General features: G+C 68.6%; 17 protein-coding genes and 2 pseudogenes. 13 read left to right on the top strand and 6 right to left on the bottom strand.

All coding sequences use genetic code 11. The annotated features are described in order from the left end of the window. The first annotated feature begins 8 nt into the window (after positions 1-8). The 4 genes from hsaA to hsaB are packed head-to-tail and all read left to right on the top strand — an operon-like array spanning position 9 to position 3,485. Entirely contained in the window at positions 9-1,178 is a 1,170-nt protein-coding gene (hsaA, locus tag RPX00_RS26110; RefSeq protein WP_043829213.1) for a 3-hydroxy-9,10-secoandrosta-1,3,5(10)-triene-9,17-dione monooxygenase oxygenase subunit, read from the top strand. After that, complete coding sequence (hsaD, locus tag RPX00_RS26115) at positions 1,178-2,023, top strand: 4,5:9,10-diseco-3-hydroxy-5,9,17-trioxoandrosta-1(10),2-diene-4-oate hydrolase (RefSeq protein ID WP_406629238.1); 846 nt, start codon at positions 1,178-1,180, stop codon at positions 2,021-2,023. The genes hsaA and hsaD overlap by 1 nt, the downstream gene beginning before the upstream one ends. Next, positions 2,023-2,922, top strand: coding sequence for an iron-dependent extradiol dioxygenase HsaC (gene hsaC / locus RPX00_RS26120; RefSeq protein WP_406629240.1), 900 nt, complete (start codon positions 2,023-2,025; stop codon positions 2,920-2,922). The genes hsaD and hsaC overlap by 1 nt, the downstream gene beginning before the upstream one ends. Next, entirely contained in the window at positions 2,919-3,485 is a 567-nt protein-coding gene (gene hsaB, locus RPX00_RS26125) for a 3-hydroxy-9,10-secoandrosta-1,3,5(10)-triene-9,17-dione monooxygenase reductase subunit (RefSeq protein ID WP_406629241.1), read from the top strand. The genes hsaC and hsaB overlap by 4 nt, the downstream gene beginning before the upstream one ends. Positions 3,486-3,506: 21 nt before the next feature. Here hsaB and RPX00_RS26130 read toward each other — a convergent pair whose 3' ends face one another. Further along, positions 3,507-3,761, bottom strand: a complete 255-nt coding sequence (locus tag RPX00_RS26130) for a Smr/MutS family protein (protein ID WP_009075408.1) — start codon at positions 3,759-3,761, stop codon at positions 3,507-3,509. An 84-nt stretch (positions 3,762-3,845) separates the two neighbouring features. On the opposite strand from RPX00_RS26130, the gene RPX00_RS26135 reads away from it, so the two are divergent. Then, a complete protein-coding gene (locus RPX00_RS26135) occupies positions 3,846-4,439 on the top strand; it encodes a PadR family transcriptional regulator (protein WP_406629243.1) in 594 nt (197 codons plus the stop codon). Between the two features lie 44 nt (positions 4,440-4,483). Further along, positions 4,484-5,615 (top strand): annotated as a pseudogene (locus RPX00_RS26140) (FAD-dependent oxidoreductase). Here the strand turns inward: RPX00_RS26140 and RPX00_RS26145 are convergent. The 3 genes and pseudogenes from RPX00_RS26145 to RPX00_RS26155 all read right to left on the bottom strand — a co-directional run bounded on the left by RPX00_RS26145 (position 5,612) and on the right by RPX00_RS26155 (position 7,923). Further along, complete coding sequence (locus RPX00_RS26145) at positions 5,612-5,851, bottom strand: hypothetical protein (RefSeq protein ID WP_406629245.1); 240 nt, start codon at positions 5,849-5,851, stop codon at positions 5,612-5,614. The pseudogene RPX00_RS26140 and the gene RPX00_RS26145 sit on opposite strands and share 4 nt — an antisense overlap. After that, positions 5,830-6,879, bottom strand: coding sequence for an MBL fold metallo-hydrolase (locus RPX00_RS26150; RefSeq protein ID WP_406629247.1), 1,050 nt, complete (start codon positions 6,877-6,879; stop codon positions 5,830-5,832). The genes RPX00_RS26145 and RPX00_RS26150 overlap by 22 nt, the downstream gene beginning before the upstream one ends. Positions 6,880-6,889: 10 nt before the next feature. Further along, a pseudogene (locus RPX00_RS26155) lies at positions 6,890-7,923 on the bottom strand (fatty acid desaturase family protein). An 822-nt stretch (positions 7,924-8,745) separates the two neighbouring features. On the opposite strand from RPX00_RS26155, the gene RPX00_RS26160 reads away from it, so the two are divergent. Genes RPX00_RS26160 through RPX00_RS26175 form a run of 4 tightly spaced genes read left to right on the top strand, consistent with a single transcriptional unit; the run spans position 8,746 to position 12,711 of the window. Beyond that, positions 8,746-8,892, top strand: a complete 147-nt coding sequence (locus tag RPX00_RS26160; RefSeq protein WP_406629249.1) for a hypothetical protein — start codon at positions 8,746-8,748, stop codon at positions 8,890-8,892. 2 nt (positions 8,893-8,894) lie between these two features. Next, on the top strand, positions 8,895-10,328 hold the full coding sequence (locus tag RPX00_RS26165) for a sodium:solute symporter (RefSeq protein ID WP_406629251.1): 1,434 nt from the start codon (positions 8,895-8,897) through the stop codon (positions 10,326-10,328). Beyond that, entirely contained in the window at positions 10,325-11,527 is a 1,203-nt protein-coding gene (locus RPX00_RS26170; protein ID WP_406629253.1) for an amidohydrolase family protein, read from the top strand. The genes RPX00_RS26165 and RPX00_RS26170 overlap by 4 nt, the downstream gene beginning before the upstream one ends. A gap of 41 nt (positions 11,528-11,568) precedes the next feature. Beyond that, complete coding sequence (locus RPX00_RS26175; protein WP_406643092.1) at positions 11,569-12,711, top strand: low temperature requirement protein A; 1,143 nt, start codon at positions 11,569-11,571, stop codon at positions 12,709-12,711. 378 nt (positions 12,712-13,089) lie between these two features. On the opposite strand, the gene RPX00_RS26180 is transcribed toward RPX00_RS26175, so the two are convergent. Beyond that, positions 13,090-13,905 carry an alpha/beta fold hydrolase gene (locus RPX00_RS26180; protein ID WP_406629255.1) on the bottom strand — a complete coding sequence of 272 codons (816 nt, stop codon included), beginning with the start codon at positions 13,903-13,905 and terminating at the stop codon, positions 13,090-13,092. 83 nt (positions 13,906-13,988) lie between these two features. Here RPX00_RS26180 and RPX00_RS26185 point away from each other — a divergent pair, with 83 nt between their 5' ends. Both RPX00_RS26185 and RPX00_RS26190 read left to right on the top strand, forming a co-directional pair. Further along, the gene (locus RPX00_RS26185; RefSeq protein WP_406629257.1) at positions 13,989-14,465 is read left to right on the top strand and encodes a pyridoxamine 5'-phosphate oxidase family protein; all 477 of its coding nucleotides are present in this window, start codon (positions 13,989-13,991) and stop codon (positions 14,463-14,465) included. A gap of 153 nt (positions 14,466-14,618) precedes the next feature. Beyond that, entirely contained in the window at positions 14,619-14,996 is a 378-nt protein-coding gene (locus RPX00_RS26190) for a VOC family protein (RefSeq protein ID WP_406629259.1), read from the top strand. A 339-nt stretch (positions 14,997-15,335) separates the two neighbouring features. Here RPX00_RS26190 and RPX00_RS26195 read toward each other — a convergent pair whose 3' ends face one another. Next, positions 15,336-16,466, bottom strand: a complete 1,131-nt coding sequence (locus tag RPX00_RS26195) for a steroid 3-ketoacyl-CoA thiolase (RefSeq protein ID WP_406629261.1) — start codon at positions 16,464-16,466, stop codon at positions 15,336-15,338. A 254-nt stretch (positions 16,467-16,720) separates the two neighbouring features. On the opposite strand from RPX00_RS26195, the gene RPX00_RS26200 reads away from it, so the two are divergent. Beyond that, positions 16,721-17,947 carry a cytochrome P450 gene (locus tag RPX00_RS26200; RefSeq protein WP_406629263.1) on the top strand — a complete coding sequence of 409 codons (1,227 nt, stop codon included), beginning with the start codon at positions 16,721-16,723 and terminating at the stop codon, positions 17,945-17,947. The last annotated feature ends 7 nt before the right edge of the window (positions 17,948-17,954 follow it).

Genomic DNA, 17,954 nt, shown 5'->3' on the forward strand with positions numbered 1-17,954 from the left:
GACGGCCGATGAGCGAGCTGGCTGCCGTGATCGCGGGGGTGCGCGACCTTCTTCCCGTGCTGCGGGAACGCGCACAGGAGACCGAGGACGCCCGTCGGATCCCCGCCGAATCAGTGAAAGCGCTGCAGGAGACCGGATTTTTCCGCCTGCTGCAACCGAAACCGTACGGCGGCTTGGAAGCCGACCCGGTCACCTTCTACACCGCGGTCAAGCTCATCGCGAGCGCCTGCGGGTCCACCGGATGGGTCGCGTCGATTCTCGGCGTGCACCCGTGGCACGTCGCGTTGTTTGACGCGCAAGCCCAGGCGGACGTGTGGGGCGAGGACCACGACGTGCGGATTTCTTCGTCGTACGCGCCGATGGGCAAGGCGACCGTCGTCGAGGGCGGCTACCGGCTGTCCGGGCGATGGAGCTTCTCGTCCGGAAGCGACCACTGCACGTGGGTGCTGCTGGGCGGGCCCGCGTTCGCCGACGGCAAGCCGGTGGACTTCTGCACGTATCTCGTGCCGATCTCGGACTACTCCATTGTGGACGTCTGGGACACGGTCGGGCTGCGCGGCACCGGGTCCAACGACATCGTCGTCGAGGACGTGTTCGTGCCGAAGCACCGCGCGCTGAGCTTCATGGCGACGTCGAAGTGCAAGACCCCGGGCCAGGAAGTCAACCCCGGCCCGCTGTACCGGCTGCCGTACGGCTCCGTGCACCCGAGCACCATCACCGCGCCGATCATCGGGATGGCCCAAGGCGCGTACGACGCACACGTGGAGCACCAGGGCAAACGGGTGCGGGCGGCGTACGCGGGCGAACAGTCCAAAGAGGACCCGTTCTCGAAGGTGCGGATCGCCGAGGCGGGCAGCGAGATCGACGCGGCCTGGCTGCAGCTGACGCACAACATCGACGAGCTGTACCAGCTGGCCTGCAAGGGCGAGAAGCTGCCGTTCAGCACGCGGCTGCGGGTGCGCCGGGACCAGGTGCGCGGCACCGAGCGGGCGATCTCCGCGATCGACCGGCTTTTCGAGAACTCCGGCGGCCGCGCGCTGCAGCGGGGCACGCCGATCCAGCGGTTCTGGCGCGACGCGCACGCGGGCCGGGTGCACGCGGCGAACGACGCCGAGCGCGCGTACGTCATGTTCGGCACCGGCGAGTTCGGTTTGCCCGTCGAGAATGCGATGGTCTGATGGCTCCCGAAGGTTCCTATGCAGACACTGCGGGCGGCATTCGTCTGCACTATCACGAATCCGGCGCGGAAAACGCCGAGACGGTGCTGTTGCTGCACGGCGGCGGCCCCGGTGCGTCGGCGTGGAGCAACTTCGGCCGGAACCTGCCGGTGTTCGGGAAGTCCTACCGCACGCTGGCAATCGACCAGCCGGGGTTCGGCCGGTCCGACAAGCCGACCGACCACCCGCAGTACTTCCGGCACAGCTCGGACGCGGTCGTCGGCCTGATGGACCAGCTGGGCATCGAAAAGGCACACATCGTCGGCAACTCGCTTGGAGCGGGAGCGGCGGTCCGGCTCGCGCTGAACCACCCGGGACGCGCGGGACGGCTGGTGCTGATGGGCGCGGGCGGGCTGAGCGTCAACCTGTTCGCCCCGGACCCCACCGAAGGCGTGCGGCTGCTGTCCCGGTTCGCCGGGGATCCGACGCGGGAGCGGATGGAAGCGTTCCTCCGGATCATGGTGCACGACCAGGCTTTGGTGACCGACGAGCTGATCGACGAACGCTTCGAGATCGCGCGTTCGCCGGAATCGCTCGCCGCGATGCGGGCGATGGGCAAATCGTTCAGCCTGCCGGATTCCTTCGAGGAAGGCATGTTGTGGCGCGAGGCTTACCGCCTGCGGCAACGGGTCCTGCTCGTGTGGGGCCGGGAGGACCGGGTCAACCCGCTGGACGGCGCCTTGCTGGCGTTGAAGACGATTCCGCGTGCGCAACTGCACGTGTTCGGCGGCTGCGGCCACTGGGCGCAGCTGGAGAAGTTCGACGAGTTCAACCGACTCGCCCTCGACTTCCTCGGGAGTTCGTGATGGCTATCCGTTCGCTGGGATATCTGCGCATCGAAGCCACGGACATGGACGCCTGGCGCGTCTACGGGCTGAAGGTGCTCGGCATGGTGGAAGGTTCGGGCGCCGACCCGGACGCGCTGTACCTGCGCATGGACGATTTCCCGGCGCGATTGGTGATCGTGCCGGGGGAGAAGGACCGCTTGTCGGTAGCGGGCTGGGAAGCGGCCAACGCCGCGGAACTGGACGACGTCCGCGCCCGGCTCGACGCGGCTTCGGTGCCGTACAAGGAAGGCACGCCGGAGGAGTTGGCCGACCGCCGCGTGGCGGAGCTGATCAGCTTCGCCGATCCGTCGGGCAACACCCTGGAGGTCTTCCACGGCGTCGCGCTGCAGCACCGGCGGGTGGTGAGCCCGTACGGGCACCGCTTCGTGACCGGTGAACAGGGCCTCGGCCACGTGGTTTTGTCGACCCACGACGACGAGGCCGCGCTGCGGTTCTACCGGGACGTGCTGGGCTTCCGGCTCCGCGATTCGATGCGCCTCCCGCCGCAGATGGTGGGCCGCCCGGCCGACGGCGACCCGGCCTGGCTGCGGTTCTTCGGCTGCAACCCGCGCCACCACAGCCTGGCGTTCCTGCCGATGCCGACGCCGAGCGGGATCGTGCACCTGATGGTGGAGGTCGAGGAGACCGACGACGTCGGGCTGTGCCTCGACCGCGCGAAGCGCAAGAACGTCCCGATGTCGGCGACGCTGGGCCGGCACGTGAACGACCTGATGCTGTCGTTCTACATGAAGACCCCAGGCGGCTTCGACGTCGAGTTCGGCTGCGAAGGCCGTCAGGTCGAGGACGAGGACTGGATCGCCCGCGAGAGCACCGCGGTTTCGTTGTGGGGCCACGACTTCTCGGTGGGCGCGCAATGACAGCGGCGGTTCCGGAGGCGGTGCCGGACCGGTTCCGCGAGGTGCTGGGCCACTTCTGCACCGGGGTGACGGTGGTGACCGGCTTTGTCGAGGATTCCTCGGCTGTCGCGCCGACCGGACCGGTGGGGTTCGCCTGCCAGTCCTTCGCGGCGCTGTCGCTGGATCCGCCGCTGGTGCTGTTCTGCGTCGCCCGGACCTCGCGCACCTGGCCCGCGCTGGCCGCGGCGGGCACGTTCGCGGTGAACGTGCTCGCCGAGGACCAGCAGGCGGTCTGCGCCGAGTTCGGCCGCCGCGGCGGCGACAAGTTCTCCGGGGTCTCCTGGCGGCCCGCCCCGTCCGGCGCGCCGCTGCTGGACGGAGCCCTGACCTGGGTCGACTGCGAGGTGCAGGCCGTTCACCCGGCCGGCGACCACTACGTGGTGGTGGGCCGGGTGACCGCACTGGGCGAGACGTCCGACGCCCGCCCGCTGCTGTTCCACCGCGGCCGCTACACGGTCACCGAACCGGTGCCGGACGCGCTCACCGCGCTGATGCCCTGGCCCCGTCCGGACGACTGGCTCTGACGCTTCGGGCGGGTGTGCGCGCTACTTCCAGCGGAAGTGCACGAACACCCGCCCGAAGTTGTCCTTGTCCTTCTCGACGCGGTGGTAGAGCGCCTTCACGTCCTTGCGCTCCAGGAACCGCAGCACGTGCTTCTTCAGCTGCCCGGAGCCCTTGCCCGGGATGATCTCCACGAGCGGCGCCTTCTTCGCGACCGCCTCGTCGATGACCGCGCGCAACGCCCGGTCGATCTCGCCGCCGCGGTTGTAGATGTCGTGAAGATCGAGCTTGAGCTTCATTCCTCCTTCCTACCCTGCCGCGCGCTCACATAGTCGACATCGACTACTCTTCCGCGTATAGTCGATCCTGACTAAGGAGCTGTGGTGAAGCGACGCGTGGTGGGAAATCCGCTCGGGCTGGCCGTACTGGCGGGCTTGCTCGAGGAGCCGATGCATCCGTACGAGATGGCCCGGCGGTTCGTGGAGTACGGCAAGGAGCGGGATTTCAAGTACACCCGCAGCTCGCTGTACATGGTGGTCGGGCAGCTGGAGAAGGCCGGGTTCATCGCGGCGCAGGAGACCTTGCGAGATTCGGCGCGCCCGGAGCGGACGGTCTACGCCATCACGCCGACCGGGCGGCTCGAGCTGTTCGACTGGATGCGCGAACTCGTCGCCGAACCGGCCACTGAGTATCCGCTGTTCGGCGCTGCGCTGTCGCTGTTCGTGGTGCTGCCCGCCGACGAGGTCCGCGAGCTGCTGCAGCAGCGGCTGGCCGCGCTCACCGCGATCGCCGACGACATCCGCGCGGCCCTCGAACGCGGCCGCGAACAGGGGCTCGCCTGGTGGTTCCTGGTCGAGGAGGACTACCGGCTGGTGAAGGTCGAGGCGGAGCGCGGCTTCGTCGAACGGCTCGCCGAGTCGGTCGCCGGGGAGGACTACCGGCAGGCGTGGGAAACCTACTTCAAGGGGAGATCATGAATGTATTGGTGATCGGTGGCGGCATCGCCGGTGCGACTACCGCGATGGCGTTGCAGCGCGCGGGAATCGAAGCCGTTGTGTACGAAGCTTATTCAGAAGGCAGCGGACGGAGTCGGCAGCGCGCTCACGCTGTCTCCCAACGGCCGCAACGCCTTGCGGCAGATCGACGCCGACGACGCGGTGGCCGCGATCGGGCTCGAAGTGCCCGGAATGGTGATGCAGAACCACAAAGGCCGCGTGGTCGGCAGATTCGACGGGCTGCCGGAGCTGCCGCCGAGCCTGCTGCTGCGCCGGGACCGGCTGTACCGCGCGCTGATGGACGAAGCGCTGAGCCGGGGCATCACGGTCGAGTTCGGCAAACGGCTGAAGTCCATCGAGAACCAGCCGGACCACGTGGTCGCGCATTTCACGGACGGTTCTTCGGCCACTGGCGACATCGTGGTTGGCGCGGATGGCATCCGCTCGGCTGTCCGGTCCACTTTGGACCCGGCGGCGCCCGCCCCGCGCTACACCGGACTGCTCGGCCTCGGCGGCTGGATCCGCAATCCCGGCCTGCCGAGCACCGGCGCCTATCAGCATTTCGCCTTCGGCAAACGAGCGTTCTTCGGCTATTACATCGACGCGGACGAGATTCTCTGGTTCAGCAACGTCCCCGCCGCCGACCCGGCCGAGGCGAAGACCGTCGCTCCGGAACGCTGGCTCTCGGTGCTCCGGGAACGCCACGCAGACGACGTCCCCGCGCGGGACATCGTCGCCCTGCTGAAGCCGGAAGACGTTGCCCAGCCAGGAATCCTGGAGGACATCCCGACCGTGCGAACGTGGCACCGCGGCCGGGTCGTCCTGGTCGGTGACGCCGCGCATCCGACGTCGCCGAGTTCCGGACAGGGAGCCTCGCAGGCGATCGAAAGCTCCCTGGAACTGGCTCGTGCGCTCCGGGACAATCCTGACGTGGCAACGGCTTTCGCTCAGTACGAGGCGGCCCGGCGGGAGCGGGTCGAGCGCATCATCGCGCGGGCGGCGAAAATCAACAACGACAAGGCGGCGGGGCCGGTGGCGCGGGTCATGCGCGACCTGCTGATGCCCGTGGCGATGAAAACAGTCATGAGCCCGGAGAAGATGTTCGGGGACCTGCACCGGCACCGGATCGATTTCGCGCCTTCGACGGCGGCGGTCTAGCGGAGGCAGGCGAGCGCGGACCGGCGCACGAGGGCGGTGCGGCCGAGCAATCCCAGTACGGTCAAGGCATCCGGGGGTCCACCGGCCCGGATCACGCGCAGCTGGGTCCGTTCGGAGGCCCGCAGCAGGTCGTCGGCGCGCCAGTCCGGTCCGCTCGTGACGGCGCGGATCAGCGCGGCCGGGTCCGGAGGCGGACGGACGGGGACCCCGTCCGTCAGTCCAGGGTCTGCCACCATCCGTCCACCGCCGGCGGCGCGGACGCGTCGATCCGTTCCCCGGGCTTCGGGATCGCGAGCGGGAGGTCGTTGGCCTTCGCCTCCCGCCACACCCGGTCCGCGGGATCCGACCAGGTGTGCATGGCCAGGGTGAACGTGGCCCAGTGCACCGGGACCAGCAGCCCGCCGCGCACGTCGAGATGGGCGGCGACGCCCTCCTCCGGCGTCATGTGGATGTCCGGCCAGTTCGGGGCATACGCGCCGACCTGGATCAGCGTCGCGTCGAACGGGCCGTATTTCGCGCCGATCCCGGCGAAACCGGGGAAGTACCCGGTGTCGCCGCTGTAGTAGACGCGGTGCTCCGGCCCGGCGATCACCCACGACGCCCACAGCGTGCTGTCGTTCGCGAGGCCGCGGCCGGAGAAATGCTGTGCGGGCGTGGCGACGAACCGGATCCCGGCCACCGTCGCGTCCTCGTGCCAGTCGAGTTCGATGATCCGCGCGGCCGGGACGTGCCATCGTTCGAGGTGCGCGCCGACGCCGAGCGGAACGAGGAACGGCGCGTCGGTCAGCGAGATCAAGGCCTGAACGGTGGGCAGGTCGAGGTGGTCGTAGTGGTCGTGGGAGATCACGACCGCGTCGAGGCGGCCCAGCTCCCGCAGCGAAACCGGGGGAGCGTGCAGCCGCCGCGGCCCAGCGAAGGCGGCGGGCGAAACCCGGTCGCCCCACACCGGATCGCACAGCACGCGGGCGCCGTCGATCTCCACCAGCGTGGACGCATGTCCGTACCAGGTAAGGAAAAGACCGTCAGCGGAGGAGGCGGCCGGAGAGGAGACCAGCGGGACCGCACCGCCCGGACGGCGGCGATCGCGGTCCTCGCCGAACAGGAACTCGCGCACGAGCGCGCCAGGGGAGGCGGGCGTCGCGCGAGTGTGGGCCGCGTTGTGGAACACGCCGTCGCGGTACTGCGGAGACTGGCGCATCCGTTCGGCACGGGCTCCGGTGGCCTTCGCGCCGAAGGCCACCGGAGTCAATGCTGGGAAGTCCATACCTCCGAGTTTACGAAGCGTTCCTGAGAGGAGCCCCAGCTTCGTGGAGGTGCCGCAGCGTCTGCCGGTACGACGAGACCAGCCCAGTGCGCAGGTACGAGATGCCGATCTCCGCGCAATACGCCTCCACCATCGGCTGCGCCCGGCGCAAATGCACCGACGGCATGCTGGGGAACAAGTGGTGCTCGATCTGGTGGTTGAGCCCGCCGAGCAGCACGTCGATCACCGGCCCGCCCGCGACGTTGCGCGAGGTGAGCACCTGTTTGCGCAGGAAGTCGAGTTCCGGCTTGCCGGTCAGCGTCGGCATGCCCTTGTGGTTCGGCGCGAAGATCGAACCCATGTAGACGCCCCACAGCCCCTGGTGGACCGCGAAGAACAGCAGCGCGAGGCCCGGCGGGAGGACGATGAACAGCGCGGCCAGGTAGACCGCGATGTGGGTGAACAGCAACGCCGCTTCGAGCCCTCGCCGGCGCAGTCCGGGGCGGGCGACGGCGCGGATGCCGGACCAGTGCAGGTTGAGGCCTTCGAGGGTGAGCAGCGGGAAGAACAGCAGCGCCTGGTGCCGGCCGATGAACCGGGGCACGCCGCGCGCCTCGCGGGCCTGTCGCTGGGACCAGACGAGGACGTCCGGATCGACGTCCGGGTCCAGTTCCTCGTGGTTCGGGTTGGCGTGGTGGCGGGTGTGCTTGTCCATCCACCACCCGTAGCTCATGCCGATGCCGAGATTCCCGGCCAGCCGTCCGGCGATCTCGGCGGGCCGGCGGGTGCGGAACACCTGCCGGTGGGCCAGGTCGTGCGAAAGCAGGGCGATCTGCCCGAACATGAACGCCTGGAACGCGGCCACGGCGAGCTGCCACCACGAGTCGCCGAGCAGCGCGAACGCCACCCAGCCCCCGCGAACAGCACGGTCACGAGCGTGATTCGCGCGGTGTAGTAGCCGGGGCGGCGGTCGAGCAGACCGGCGTCGGTGATCCGGCGGCAGAGCCGGGCGAAGTCGCTTCCCGGCCGTGGGGGCGAGGGGAGGACGAGCTTGTCGGTGGTCACGGGGGAGTATTGCGGCGCACGACCCCAGCGGAAAACCGGCAGACCCGAACGCCAGTGCTGGGGTTGCCCCCACCCCGAGGGCACACTCGGCCGATGCATGCAGCTCAGGCCAGGGAAATATCGCCGAGCCGACGCACCGGAGACCAAAAATTCATCGGAACAACACCCACCGAACGGCCGCCCCCTAGCCCAGACGGCCCATCAGCCCGCCCGCCCGGTGCAGCTGCCCGCCCCACCGCCGAGCTGCCGTAACCCCCCTCCCCACCTCAGCCACCCCAAACCCAGCCACCCCCAAACCCAGCCACCCCAACTCAGCCACAACCGCGGGATCGCGTCGGCGTCTGACCGAGTGGTGTGCCCGGCCCCCCGGGCCCAGCACACCACTCGGTCAGACGCCGACTAAAGGCGATCCCGCGCGCGGCGGCGAAGCCGACGCCATCAAACACAGTCCCGTGCCGCACCTCCCCCGAAAACCCAGCCCCGGCTAGCTGTAGCTCTGGCTAGCTGTAGCTCCGGCAAACTCAGCCCAGCTAACCCACCCCCAGCTAGCCCACCCCCGGCTAACCCAACCTCGGCTAACCCAACCTCGGCTAACCCAACCTCGGCTAACCCAACCTCGGCTAACCCAACCTCGGCTAACCCAGCCCCGACAACCCAACCTCGGCTAACTCAGCCCCAGCTAACCCACTCCCGACAAACCCACCCCCGACAACCCCACCCCCCGACCAACACACCCTGCCGACCCCCCTCACTTCTGGCACTTTGATCCCCATGCGCTCCTACTACCTCCCCCCAGCCGTCCCCGTAGCCGCCCTAGTCCTCATGCCGTTCCTCCCCTTCGTCAACTCCGCCGGCCTGTGGCTAGGCCTGCCGAAGATGATGGTCTGGGGCGCCTTCTGGTGCCTCATGTTCACCCCGGCGCTGCTGCTGTCCGAACGGCTCATGGCCCGCAGCGGACAGGAGGATTAGCGATGATCCTCGCCTTCACCCTCGTCGGCATCGTGCTCATCGGCGTGCTCGGTTTCGTCGGCCGTCGCCGTCCTGCCGCGGATCTCGCGGAATGGACCGTCGGCGGCCGGAAGTTCGGCGCGCTCACCATGTGGTTTCTGCAGGCCGGCGAGGTCTTCACCACCTTCACCTTCCTCGGCATGGCCGGTCTGGCTTTCTCCGGCGGTGTCGCGGCGATGTACGCGCTTCCGTATGTCCCCATCGCGTACGTGGTCCTGTTTTTCCTGGCCAAGCGGATCTGGCGGATGGGAAAGGACCGCGGTTACCTGACCCAGGGCGATTTCCTGGAGGACCGGTACTCGAGCCGCGCGCTCGGTACCGTGTCGGCGATCCTCGGTGTCGTGTTCGTGCTGCCGTACCTGCAGTTGCAGATCACCGGGCTCGGGCTGATCGTCCGGCTCGTCACCGGCGACCGCGCGTCCGGCACGCTCAGCATGATCGCCGGCAGCGTGCTCGTGGTCGCGTTCGTGTTGTGGGCGGGGCTGCGCGGTGTCGCGGCGACGTCGTACTTCAAGGACGCGATCATGCTCGTCGTCCTGGTGGTGCTGATCATCGCGGTGCCCGCGCACTTCGCCGGCGGCGTGTCCGGGGTGTTCCACAAGATCGACCAGCTGCATCCGGAGAAGCTGTTCGTGCACGCCGGGGCCAACGACCACACGTGGTTCATCACGAGCATGCTGGTGAGCGCGATCGGCGTCGGGCTGATGACGCTGCCGCACACGTGGCCCGCGCTGATGTCCGCGCGCGATCCGAAGGTGCTGCGCCGCAATTACACCTGGATGCCGGTTTACGAGCTGTGCCTGCTGCTGCCGATGATCATCGGCTTCGCGGCGATCCTGGTGGTGCCCAAGGGAAGCGACCCGAACGGCGTGCTGCTGACGCTGAGCAAGGACGCGCTGCCGGGCTGGGTCACCGGTCTCGTGGTCGTCGCCGCGACGGCCACCGCGATGGTGCCCGCGGCGGGGATCCTGATCGGCATTTCCTCGCTGGTGGCGAGGAACATCGCCCGGGTGCGCAGCGAACGCAAGCAGTTCTGGATCAACCACGGGACGGTCGTGCTGGCCAGCGCGCTCGCGCTGGTGCTCGGGATCTTCCGGCCGGACCTGCTGGCGAACCTGCTGCTGCTCACCTATTCCGGTTCGGTGCAGCTGGCCCCGGCCAATCTGCTCGGCTTCCTGAAGAAGGTCCCGGTCGGCAAGGCCCCGGTGTTCGCCGGGCTGCTGGCGGGCGAGGTCGTGGTCATCTGGCTGACCTTCGTGGACACCAAACTCGTCGGAACGGTCAACGTCGGGCTGGTCGGCCTCGCGGTCAACGTGGTCGTGCTCGCCGTCGCGGCGGTCATCGAACGGGCCGTGACCCGGTCCGGAGACGTTGTGCAGACAGGAGAAACGGTATGACGCGCACTCTTTTCACCGGCGGCACGGTGTTCGACGGAACGGGCAGCGCGCCCGCGCCGGCAGACGTCGTGGTCGAGGACGGCCGGATCGTCGACGTCGGCACCGGCCTCGACGGCGACCGCGTGGTGGACTGCGCCGGCGCGACGCTGCTGCCCGGGATGTTCGACTGCCACGTGCACGTGACGGTGTCCGATCTCGGATTGCTGCAGCGGGTGCAGAAGCCGTTCTCGTACCAGTTCTACGAGGCGGCGCGGAATCTGTGGACGACGCTGAAGCTCGGCATCACCACCGTGCGCGACGCCGCCGGGGCCGACCTCGGCATCAAGCAGGCGGTCGCGGACGGGCTGATTCCCGGGCCCCGCTTGGAAATCGCGGTCGGCCTGATCAGCCCGACCGGCGGGCACGGCGACGGCTGGATGCCGTCCGGGCACTGCGTCCCGCTGTCGCTTCCGCACCCCGGCCGGCCGAGCGCGCTGGCCGACGGGCCGGACGAAATGCGCCGCGTCGCGCGGACCCTGCTGCGGGCTGGGGCGGACGTGCTGAAGGTCTGCACCACCGGGGGCGTGCTGTCGCCCCGGGACGATCCCCGGCATTCGCAGTTCACGCTGGAGGAACTGGACGTTCTCGTCGCGGAAGCGAACATGCAGGGGCGTGCGGTGATGGCCCACGCGCAGGGCGCGGAGGGGATCAAGAACGCCGTCCGCGCCGGGATCCGGTCGATCGAACACGGCATCTACCTCGACGACGAGGCTATCGAGCTGATGCTCGCGCGCGGCACCTGGCTCGTCCCGACGCTGGTGGCGCCGGTGAACGTCATCCGGGCGGCCGCCGCCGGTGCCGCATTGCCGGACGCGGTGGTGCAGAAGGCGAAAGAGGTCGCGGAGGTGCACCACGATTCGGTGCGCCGGGCAGTCGCGGCCGGGGTCCGGATCGCGATGGGCACCGACAGCGGCGTCGGCCCGCACGGGACGAACCTCGAAGAGCTGGAGCTGATGCACTCGGCCGGGATGAGCCCCGCGGACGTGCTGGTCGCCGCCACGTCGTCGGCCGCCCGGCTGCTGGGCAAGGACGCCGAACTGGGCCGCTTGGCTCCCGGGTATCGCGCGGATCTGGTGGTCGTTTCGGGCGATGTGTACGATTTCCCGGCTTTGGCGGGGAACGTTCGGGAAGTGTGGCAGGACGGGACGCGCGCGGTTTAGCGCGGCAGTTTCCTGATCGCGGCATACTGTCCGCCGTGATCATGAAAACCGAGGAACGCCACGCGTCCTGGCTCGAACTCTTTTTCGACCTGGTTGCAGTCGCCGGCGTCGCCCAGCTCTCGCACCTAGTGCGCGGAACCACCTCCTGGGGCGACGCCGGCCTGTACGTCGTGTGCTTCCTCGCGTTTTGGACCGCGTGGATGTGCTTCACCGTGTACGGCAATGTCACCGGTGCCGAGGCGCGCACGATGCCGGTGCTGCTCGCGATGGCCGGGCTGGTTTTCATGGCTGGCTCGGTGCACAACATTGGCGAGTACGCGCAGGCTTTCGCCATCGCTTATGTCGCGGTGCGCGGGCTGGCGAGTCGGGTCTGGGAGAGTAAAGGAGCCACGAAGGTCATTGTCGAATGGCCGGTTGTGCACGCTGGGATGGGTGTGGTGCCGTGGTTTGTTTCGTTTTGGGTCGACGCGCCTTGGAAGTACGCGCTGTGGGCGCTGGGGTTGGCGATTGACCTGGTTGCCGGGTTGACTATGTCCGGGGAGCAGGCTGCGGCGAGGGTGGCTGAACGGGCTGCCCAGTCTAAGCGGCCGATGCCGGGGTTGGCGTTTGCGCATTTGGATATCGCGCATTTTGGGGAGAGGTTGGGGCTTTTTACGATCATTGTGCTGGGGGAGGGGGTTCTTACGGTTACTGAGGCGATGACGGAGGTTTCCGAGTGGCAGGGGGCGTTGTTCTGGACTGTGCTTGGGGTTTTGGCGTTGCTTGCGGCGTTGTGGGGTGCGGCGTTGTTTCAGGGGTTTGGGGGGATTCCTTATTTGTCGCAGGCTGCTTGGGGGCCTCGGGTTTTGCTGCCGGTGCATTGTTTGGTGGCTGGGTTGCTGGCGGCTTTGGCGGCTGGGTTCGGGGATGTTGTCGAGGCGGTTTCGCATGGGCATGTCGATGCGGGGACGCGGTGGTTGGTGTGTGGGTGTTTGGCGGTCTTTACGGTGGTGGGGGTTGTTGCGCGGGTTGCTTCTGGGGGGTGGAAGCGGTGGGATTTCGTTGGGGTGGTTTTTGGGGTTGGGGTTCCGGTGGGGATGGGGGTTGTGGGCGGGGTGTTGACTCCGGGGCGGTTTTTGTGGGTTTTGGTGGTGGGGGTTCTGCCTGGGCTGGTGCGGGAGTTTCCTCGGCGGCGGTTGGGGTGATGGGGGCTCGTCGCCTGGCGGCGACATTGCGCCTCGGTGCTGCGTGGGGCACCCCGAAGCCCGAGTGTGCTGACGGTCTGGGGGTGCTTGTCAAGGCGGGAAAGATGCCTTGACAAGCACCCCCAGCCCGCAGGGAGGCTTCGTATCGGGGTGCGGGGGTGGGGCTGGGTGCCTCGATGGTTGGGTGCGCTGGCTGGCTGGCGCGCTCCAGTCGAAACCCTCGCTGCGCTGCTCTCGCACCTGGGTGTTGCGACAGCCCCATGGCCCTCAGGACAACCCGCCCGCTCCCTTCCGAAAGCTGCGCCAAACCTGGCCGAGCCCTTCGATCTGGGCAGACCGGCCTCAATCCGGGGGCGGTTGGGCGGTGCTGCGAGGGGGCTAGTCGCCGGTGAGGAGGTCGCGGAGGGCGGCCGCGAATTTGGCCGGATTGCGTTGCGGGGCCAGGTGTGCGCCCGGTGTTTCTACGAACGGCAGTCCCAGTTCCAGCGCGAGGATTTTGGCTGGCTGGTAGTGGTACCAGCCACGGCTCGCCTCCCCGGCGGTCGGCACGATTTCGGTGTTCGTGCGGCGCAGGGCGCGCAGGTCTGGCAGGTAGTCGAAGAACTCGGTCAGTTCGCGGTCGAACAGGCGGAGCCAGTCGCTTTCGTGCGGCAGGCGCAGGTGTGGCAGGTCGGGCAGGGCTGCGCCTGCGATGCCGTCCGCGAAGCGTGTCACCGCGCCCATCAGGTCACCCGAACGGGCCAACCGGACCTGTCCCGCGGCGGCCTCGAGGATTCCGGCTGCGTCCGGCATCAGCTGGATCGCAGGAGGTTCGTGCGCGACGAACGTGACGACCCGGTCCGGGTGCCGGGCGACGAGGTCCAGTCCGATCAGCGCGCCGGCGCTCGTGCCGAACATCGAAACCGGCCCGTCGCCGCCGACGTGGTCGAGGACGGCCAGTGCGTCGTCCGCCTGCACCTGCACCGAGACTGGGCCGGTGGTGGTGTCCGTGCTGGAGAAATGCCCGCGGCGGTCGTAGGTGATCACGGTGAAGTCCGTGCGCAAAAGCTTGACCAGCGCGCGGAACGAGTCTGCCGCACCGGTCCCGCCGGGGACGAGCAGCAGCAGCGGTCCCTCGCCGGTCGTGCGGACGGCCAGTTCGCCGCCTTCGACCGGACAGCGATGCTCGGCAGTCTCCGCATCTTCCGCGATCATGCCCAGAAGTCAAGCACAACCCCGGTCACCCGATGGATTCCGGGACACCGGTTTTTGTCGGTGGCGGGTGCGAGACTCCGGGAATGACGAGTTGGGATGAGTTCACCGCCGCCGCTCCGTCCCTGGCCTCGCGCGTACGGGCCCGCTTCGCCGCCGCGGAGTCGCACGTGCTGGCCACGCTCCGGCGCGACGGATCGCCGCGAGTGAGCGGTTCGGAAATCGACTTCCGCGACGGGGAGGCGTACATCGGATCGATGCTCGACGCGATGAAGGCCCGCGACCTTCAGCGCGACGATCGCTTCGCCCTGCACGCCTACCCAGGCATCGAGGAAGGCGGCGACGCGAAGATCGCCGGCCGGGCAGTGGAAATCACCGACCCGGCGGAGGTCTCGCGGATCCAGGAGGGACAGGAGAGCCACCTGTTCCGGCTGGATCTGCGGGAGGCAGTGCTGACGTGGGTGGAGGACAACACGCTGTGGATCGAATCGTGGCACCCAGGCAGCTGGGTGCGGTTCGCCCGGCCGGACAACGGCCCCGCGGTGCGGACAGAGCTGGGATGAGGTGGTTTCGGACGGGTTGAGCAGACAAGCCTGACCGCAGCGGCGGAAGCTGGCGGATTGACGAGGCTGGTCGGCGGGGAGTGGATGAGGTGGTGTGCGGATGGGTTGAGCTGGCGAGGTGAGGCGAGCCGCTCCAAGTTCTAGCCTGGGCTGATGAAACTCACGTCCACGGTGCTCGACGCGCCGGAGCCGCGAGTGCTGGCCGGGTTTTACCGGGAGCTGCTCGGGTGGCCGATCGGTGCTGACGAACCGGAATGGGTCACGCTGCGTCCGGCCGACGGCGGGGCTGGGCTGTCGTTCCAGCTGGAGCCGCGGTACGTGCCGCCGGTGTGGCCTGCGGGGTCTGGGGAGCAGCAGATGCAGCTCCACCTGGACTTCGAGGTCGAGGGACGGGCGGCACTGGAGGCCGCGGTCGCGAAGGCGGTCGCTGCCGGGGCCCGGGTGGCGGGGTTCCAGCCACAGCGGGACGTCCGGGTGCTGCTGGATCCGGTGGGGCATCCGTTCTGCTTCTGGACGCGCGACGTGCCTTGACAGTTCCGGCCGGGATGGTGCTGGGCCGGGTTGTGAATCCGTGGCCGGTCTCGACGGGTTCCGGCCGAGGCGGTGCTGAGCCGGGTTCTGGACCAGTGGCCTGCCCTGATGGTGCCTTCGGTGTTCTGATCCGGCGCGCGTGGCCAGCCCGCGCAGCGGCCCGGCCGAACGGAAGCGGGCGGCTGGAGAGCTTCCGGGTGATCGCGCCGGGCCCGGACCAGGCGGACTGTCCCGCGCTGGCCCGGTATAACCGCCGCATCGGGGTCGCTCGCGGGAGTTCCTTGCCACAGCGGAATTCCTGTGCGGCAAGGAAACGACCGCTAGCGAGACCCGGACACGTCAGATCCGTTCCAGGATCGTCGCGGTGGCCATCGCTCCGCCGGCGCACATCGACACCAGTGCCGTGGTCGCGTCGCGGCGTTCCAGCTCGTGCAGTGCGGTCGTCAGCAACCGGGCACCGGTGCTGCCTACGGGGTGTCCCAGCGCGATCGCGCCGCCGTTCACGTTCACTCGCGACTCGTCCGGCTTGTGCATGCGTTGCCACGAAAGGACGACCGATGCGAACGCCTCGTTCACCTCGAACAGGTCCACGTCGCCGATCTTCATCCCGGCCGCTTCCAAGACCCGCGCGGTGGCCTGGACTGGGCCGTCCAGGTGGTAGTACGGCTCCGCTCCGACCAGTGCCTGCCGTCGGATGCGGGCGCGCGGGCGCAAGCCCAAGGACCGGGCCAGTGAGGCGTCCATGATCAGCACTGCGGCGGCGCCGTCGGAGATCTGGGAGGACGAGCCTGCCGTGTGGATTCCGTCCGGCATCACCGGCTTCAGCCGGGCCAGACCGTCCATTGTGGTCTCTCGCAGGCCCTGATCCCGGTCCACCACCCCGGCTTCCGTCGTCACCGGCACGATCTCCCGGGAGAAATGCCCGGCCGCCCAGGCCGCGGCGGCGTTGGCCTGCGACCGCATTCCGAAGGCGTCGACGTCCTCGCGCGTGATGCCCCGGCGGACCGCGATCCGTTCCGCCGCGCCGAATTGGTCCGGCATGTCGATCGACCACGCGTCCGGTTTCGGGGAGCCGACGCCCTCGCCTCGGTTCGCGCCCAGCGGGACGCGGCTCATCGCCTCGGCCCCGCACGCCACGCCCACGCTGATAGCGTCCGCCGCGATCAGGCCGGCGACCAGGTGTGCGGCTTGCTGCGCCGAACCGCATTGCGCGTCGATCGTCGTGGCGCCGGTCGATTCCGGCAGGCCCGCGTGCAGCCACGCGGTGCGGGTCAGGTTGCCGCTCTGCTCGCCCGCCTGCGTGACCGCGCCGCCGATCACCTGCTCCACCGAGGCCGGATCGATGCCTGCCCGGTCGACGACGCCGCGCACCGCCGCGCCCAGCAGTTCGGCCGCGTGCAGGCCGGACAGCCAGCCGCCGCGCTTGCCGATCGGCGTGCGTGCCGCGGCCACGATCACCGGTTCGCCCACGAGTGTCCCCTTTCGAAGCTTCCTGTCCGCAAAACTAGAACACGTTCCTATTAATGACAAGCGAGCGCACGACAGGGCGGAAGTGGATCACGTGTTCCTGAGCAAGCGCTCACCTGCGCCAACCGCATCTGGAACGGTAAAGTAAACAGGTTTCACTCAAGCGGGTTCCGTTGGTAAACGCCGTATGCTCTACTGGGTTCATAGAACGCGTTGCAGTTGGGTATCACCGCCGATCCCGTGCAGGAGGCCAAGCCGTGGCAGCCCCGCTTTTGCCCGCCGGTTTCGACTTCACCGATCCGGATCTCTACGCCAGCAGGCTGCCCTTGGAGGAGTTCGCCGAACTCCGCCGCACGGCGCCTGTCTGGTGGAACCCGCAGCCGCACAACACCGCCGGATTCGGCGACGACGGCTACTGGGTCGTCACGCGACACGCCGACGTCAAGGCGGTTTCGCGCGACAGCGAGCTTTACTCGTCGAGGGAGAAGACCGCGATCATCCGGTTCGACGACCAGATGACCGCCGAAGGACTCGACGCCAACCGGCTCGTCCTGCTGAACATGGACGCGCCGCAGCACACCAAGCTCCGCCGCATCGTGTCGAAGGGGTTCACCCCGCGCTCGATCGCGAAGCTCGAGGACACCCTGCGCGACCGCGCCGAGCGGATCGTGTCCGAGGCGAAGAAGAAGGGCTCCGGCGACTTCGTCACCGACGTCGCGTGCGAGCTGCCGCTGCAGGCGATCGCCGAGCTGATCGGCGTGCCGCAGGAGGACCGGCTCAAGCTCTTCGACTGGTCGAACCAGATGGTCGCCTACGACGACCCGGAGTACGACCTCGAGCCGATCGCCGCGTCGGCCGAACTCGTCGGCTACGCCTGGAACATGGCCGAGGACCGCCGCCGCTGCCCGATGGACGACATCGTCACGAAGCTCGTCCAGGCCGATGTCGACGGCGAATCGCTCGGCTCGGACGAGTTCGGGTTCTTCGTGATCCTGCTGGCCGTCGCGGGCAACGAGACCACCCGCAACGCCATCACGCACGGCATGAAGGCGTTCCTCGACCACCCGGAGCAGTGGGACCTCTTCAAGGAGAAGCGCCCGAAGACCGCGCCGGACGAGATCGTCCGCTGGGCGACCCCGGTCGTCGCGTTCCAGCGCACCGCCACCCGCGACACCGAACTGGGCGGCGCGCAGATCCGCAAGGGCGACCGCGTCGGGATGTTCTACAGCTCGGCCAACTTCGACCCCGAGGTCTTCGACGATCCCGGCAAGTTCGACATCATGCGCGAGGACAACCAGCACGTCGGCTTCGGCGGCACCGGCTCGCACTACTGCATCGGCGCGAACCTGGCCCGGCTGGAGATCGACCTGATCTTCAACGCGATCGCCGACGTGATGCCGAACATCGCCGAGGCCGCCGCCCCCGAGCGGCTGCGTTCGAGCTGGCTCAACGGGATCAAGCACTATCAGGTCCGCTACGCCTGAGCGAGCC

The sequence above is a fragment of the Amycolatopsis sp. WGS_07 genome (genome assembly GCF_045278895.1).
Taxonomy (GTDB): domain Bacteria; phylum Actinomycetota; class Actinomycetes; order Mycobacteriales; family Pseudonocardiaceae; genus Amycolatopsis.

What these genes read in the sequence shown, in the direction of transcription:
- hsaA (WP_043829213.1), top strand. Translation starts at nt 9, where the DNA reads ATGAGCGAGCTGGCTGCCGTGATCGCGGGGGTGCGCGACCTTCTTCCC.
- hsaD (WP_406629238.1), top strand. Translation starts at nt 1,178, where the DNA reads ATGGCTCCCGAAGGTTCCTATGCAGACACTGCGGGCGGCATTCGTCTG.
- hsaC (WP_406629240.1), top strand. Translation starts at nt 2,023, where the DNA reads ATGGCTATCCGTTCGCTGGGATATCTGCGCATCGAAGCCACGGACATG.
- hsaB (WP_406629241.1), top strand. Translation starts at nt 2,919, where the DNA reads ATGACAGCGGCGGTTCCGGAGGCGGTGCCGGACCGGTTCCGCGAGGTG.
- RPX00_RS26130 (WP_009075408.1), bottom strand. Translation starts at nt 3,761, where the DNA reads ATGAAGCTCAAGCTCGATCTTCACGACATCTACAACCGCGGCGGCGAG.
- RPX00_RS26145 (WP_406629245.1), bottom strand. Translation starts at nt 5,851, where the DNA reads ATGGTGGCAGACCCTGGACTGACGGACGGGGTCCCCGTCCGTCCGCCT.
- RPX00_RS26150 (WP_406629247.1), bottom strand. Translation starts at nt 6,879, where the DNA reads ATGGACTTCCCAGCATTGACTCCGGTGGCCTTCGGCGCGAAGGCCACC.
- RPX00_RS26160 (WP_406629249.1), top strand. Translation starts at nt 8,746, where the DNA reads ATGCCGTTCCTCCCCTTCGTCAACTCCGCCGGCCTGTGGCTAGGCCTG.
- RPX00_RS26165 (WP_406629251.1), top strand. Translation starts at nt 8,895, where the DNA reads ATGATCCTCGCCTTCACCCTCGTCGGCATCGTGCTCATCGGCGTGCTC.
- RPX00_RS26170 (WP_406629253.1), top strand. Translation starts at nt 10,325, where the DNA reads ATGACGCGCACTCTTTTCACCGGCGGCACGGTGTTCGACGGAACGGGC.
- RPX00_RS26175 (WP_406643092.1), top strand. Translation starts at nt 11,569, where the DNA reads ATGAAAACCGAGGAACGCCACGCGTCCTGGCTCGAACTCTTTTTCGAC.
- RPX00_RS26180 (WP_406629255.1), bottom strand. Translation starts at nt 13,905, where the DNA reads ATGATCGCGGAAGATGCGGAGACTGCCGAGCATCGCTGTCCGGTCGAA.
- RPX00_RS26185 (WP_406629257.1), top strand. Translation starts at nt 13,989, where the DNA reads ATGACGAGTTGGGATGAGTTCACCGCCGCCGCTCCGTCCCTGGCCTCG.
- RPX00_RS26190 (WP_406629259.1), top strand. Translation starts at nt 14,619, where the DNA reads ATGAAACTCACGTCCACGGTGCTCGACGCGCCGGAGCCGCGAGTGCTG.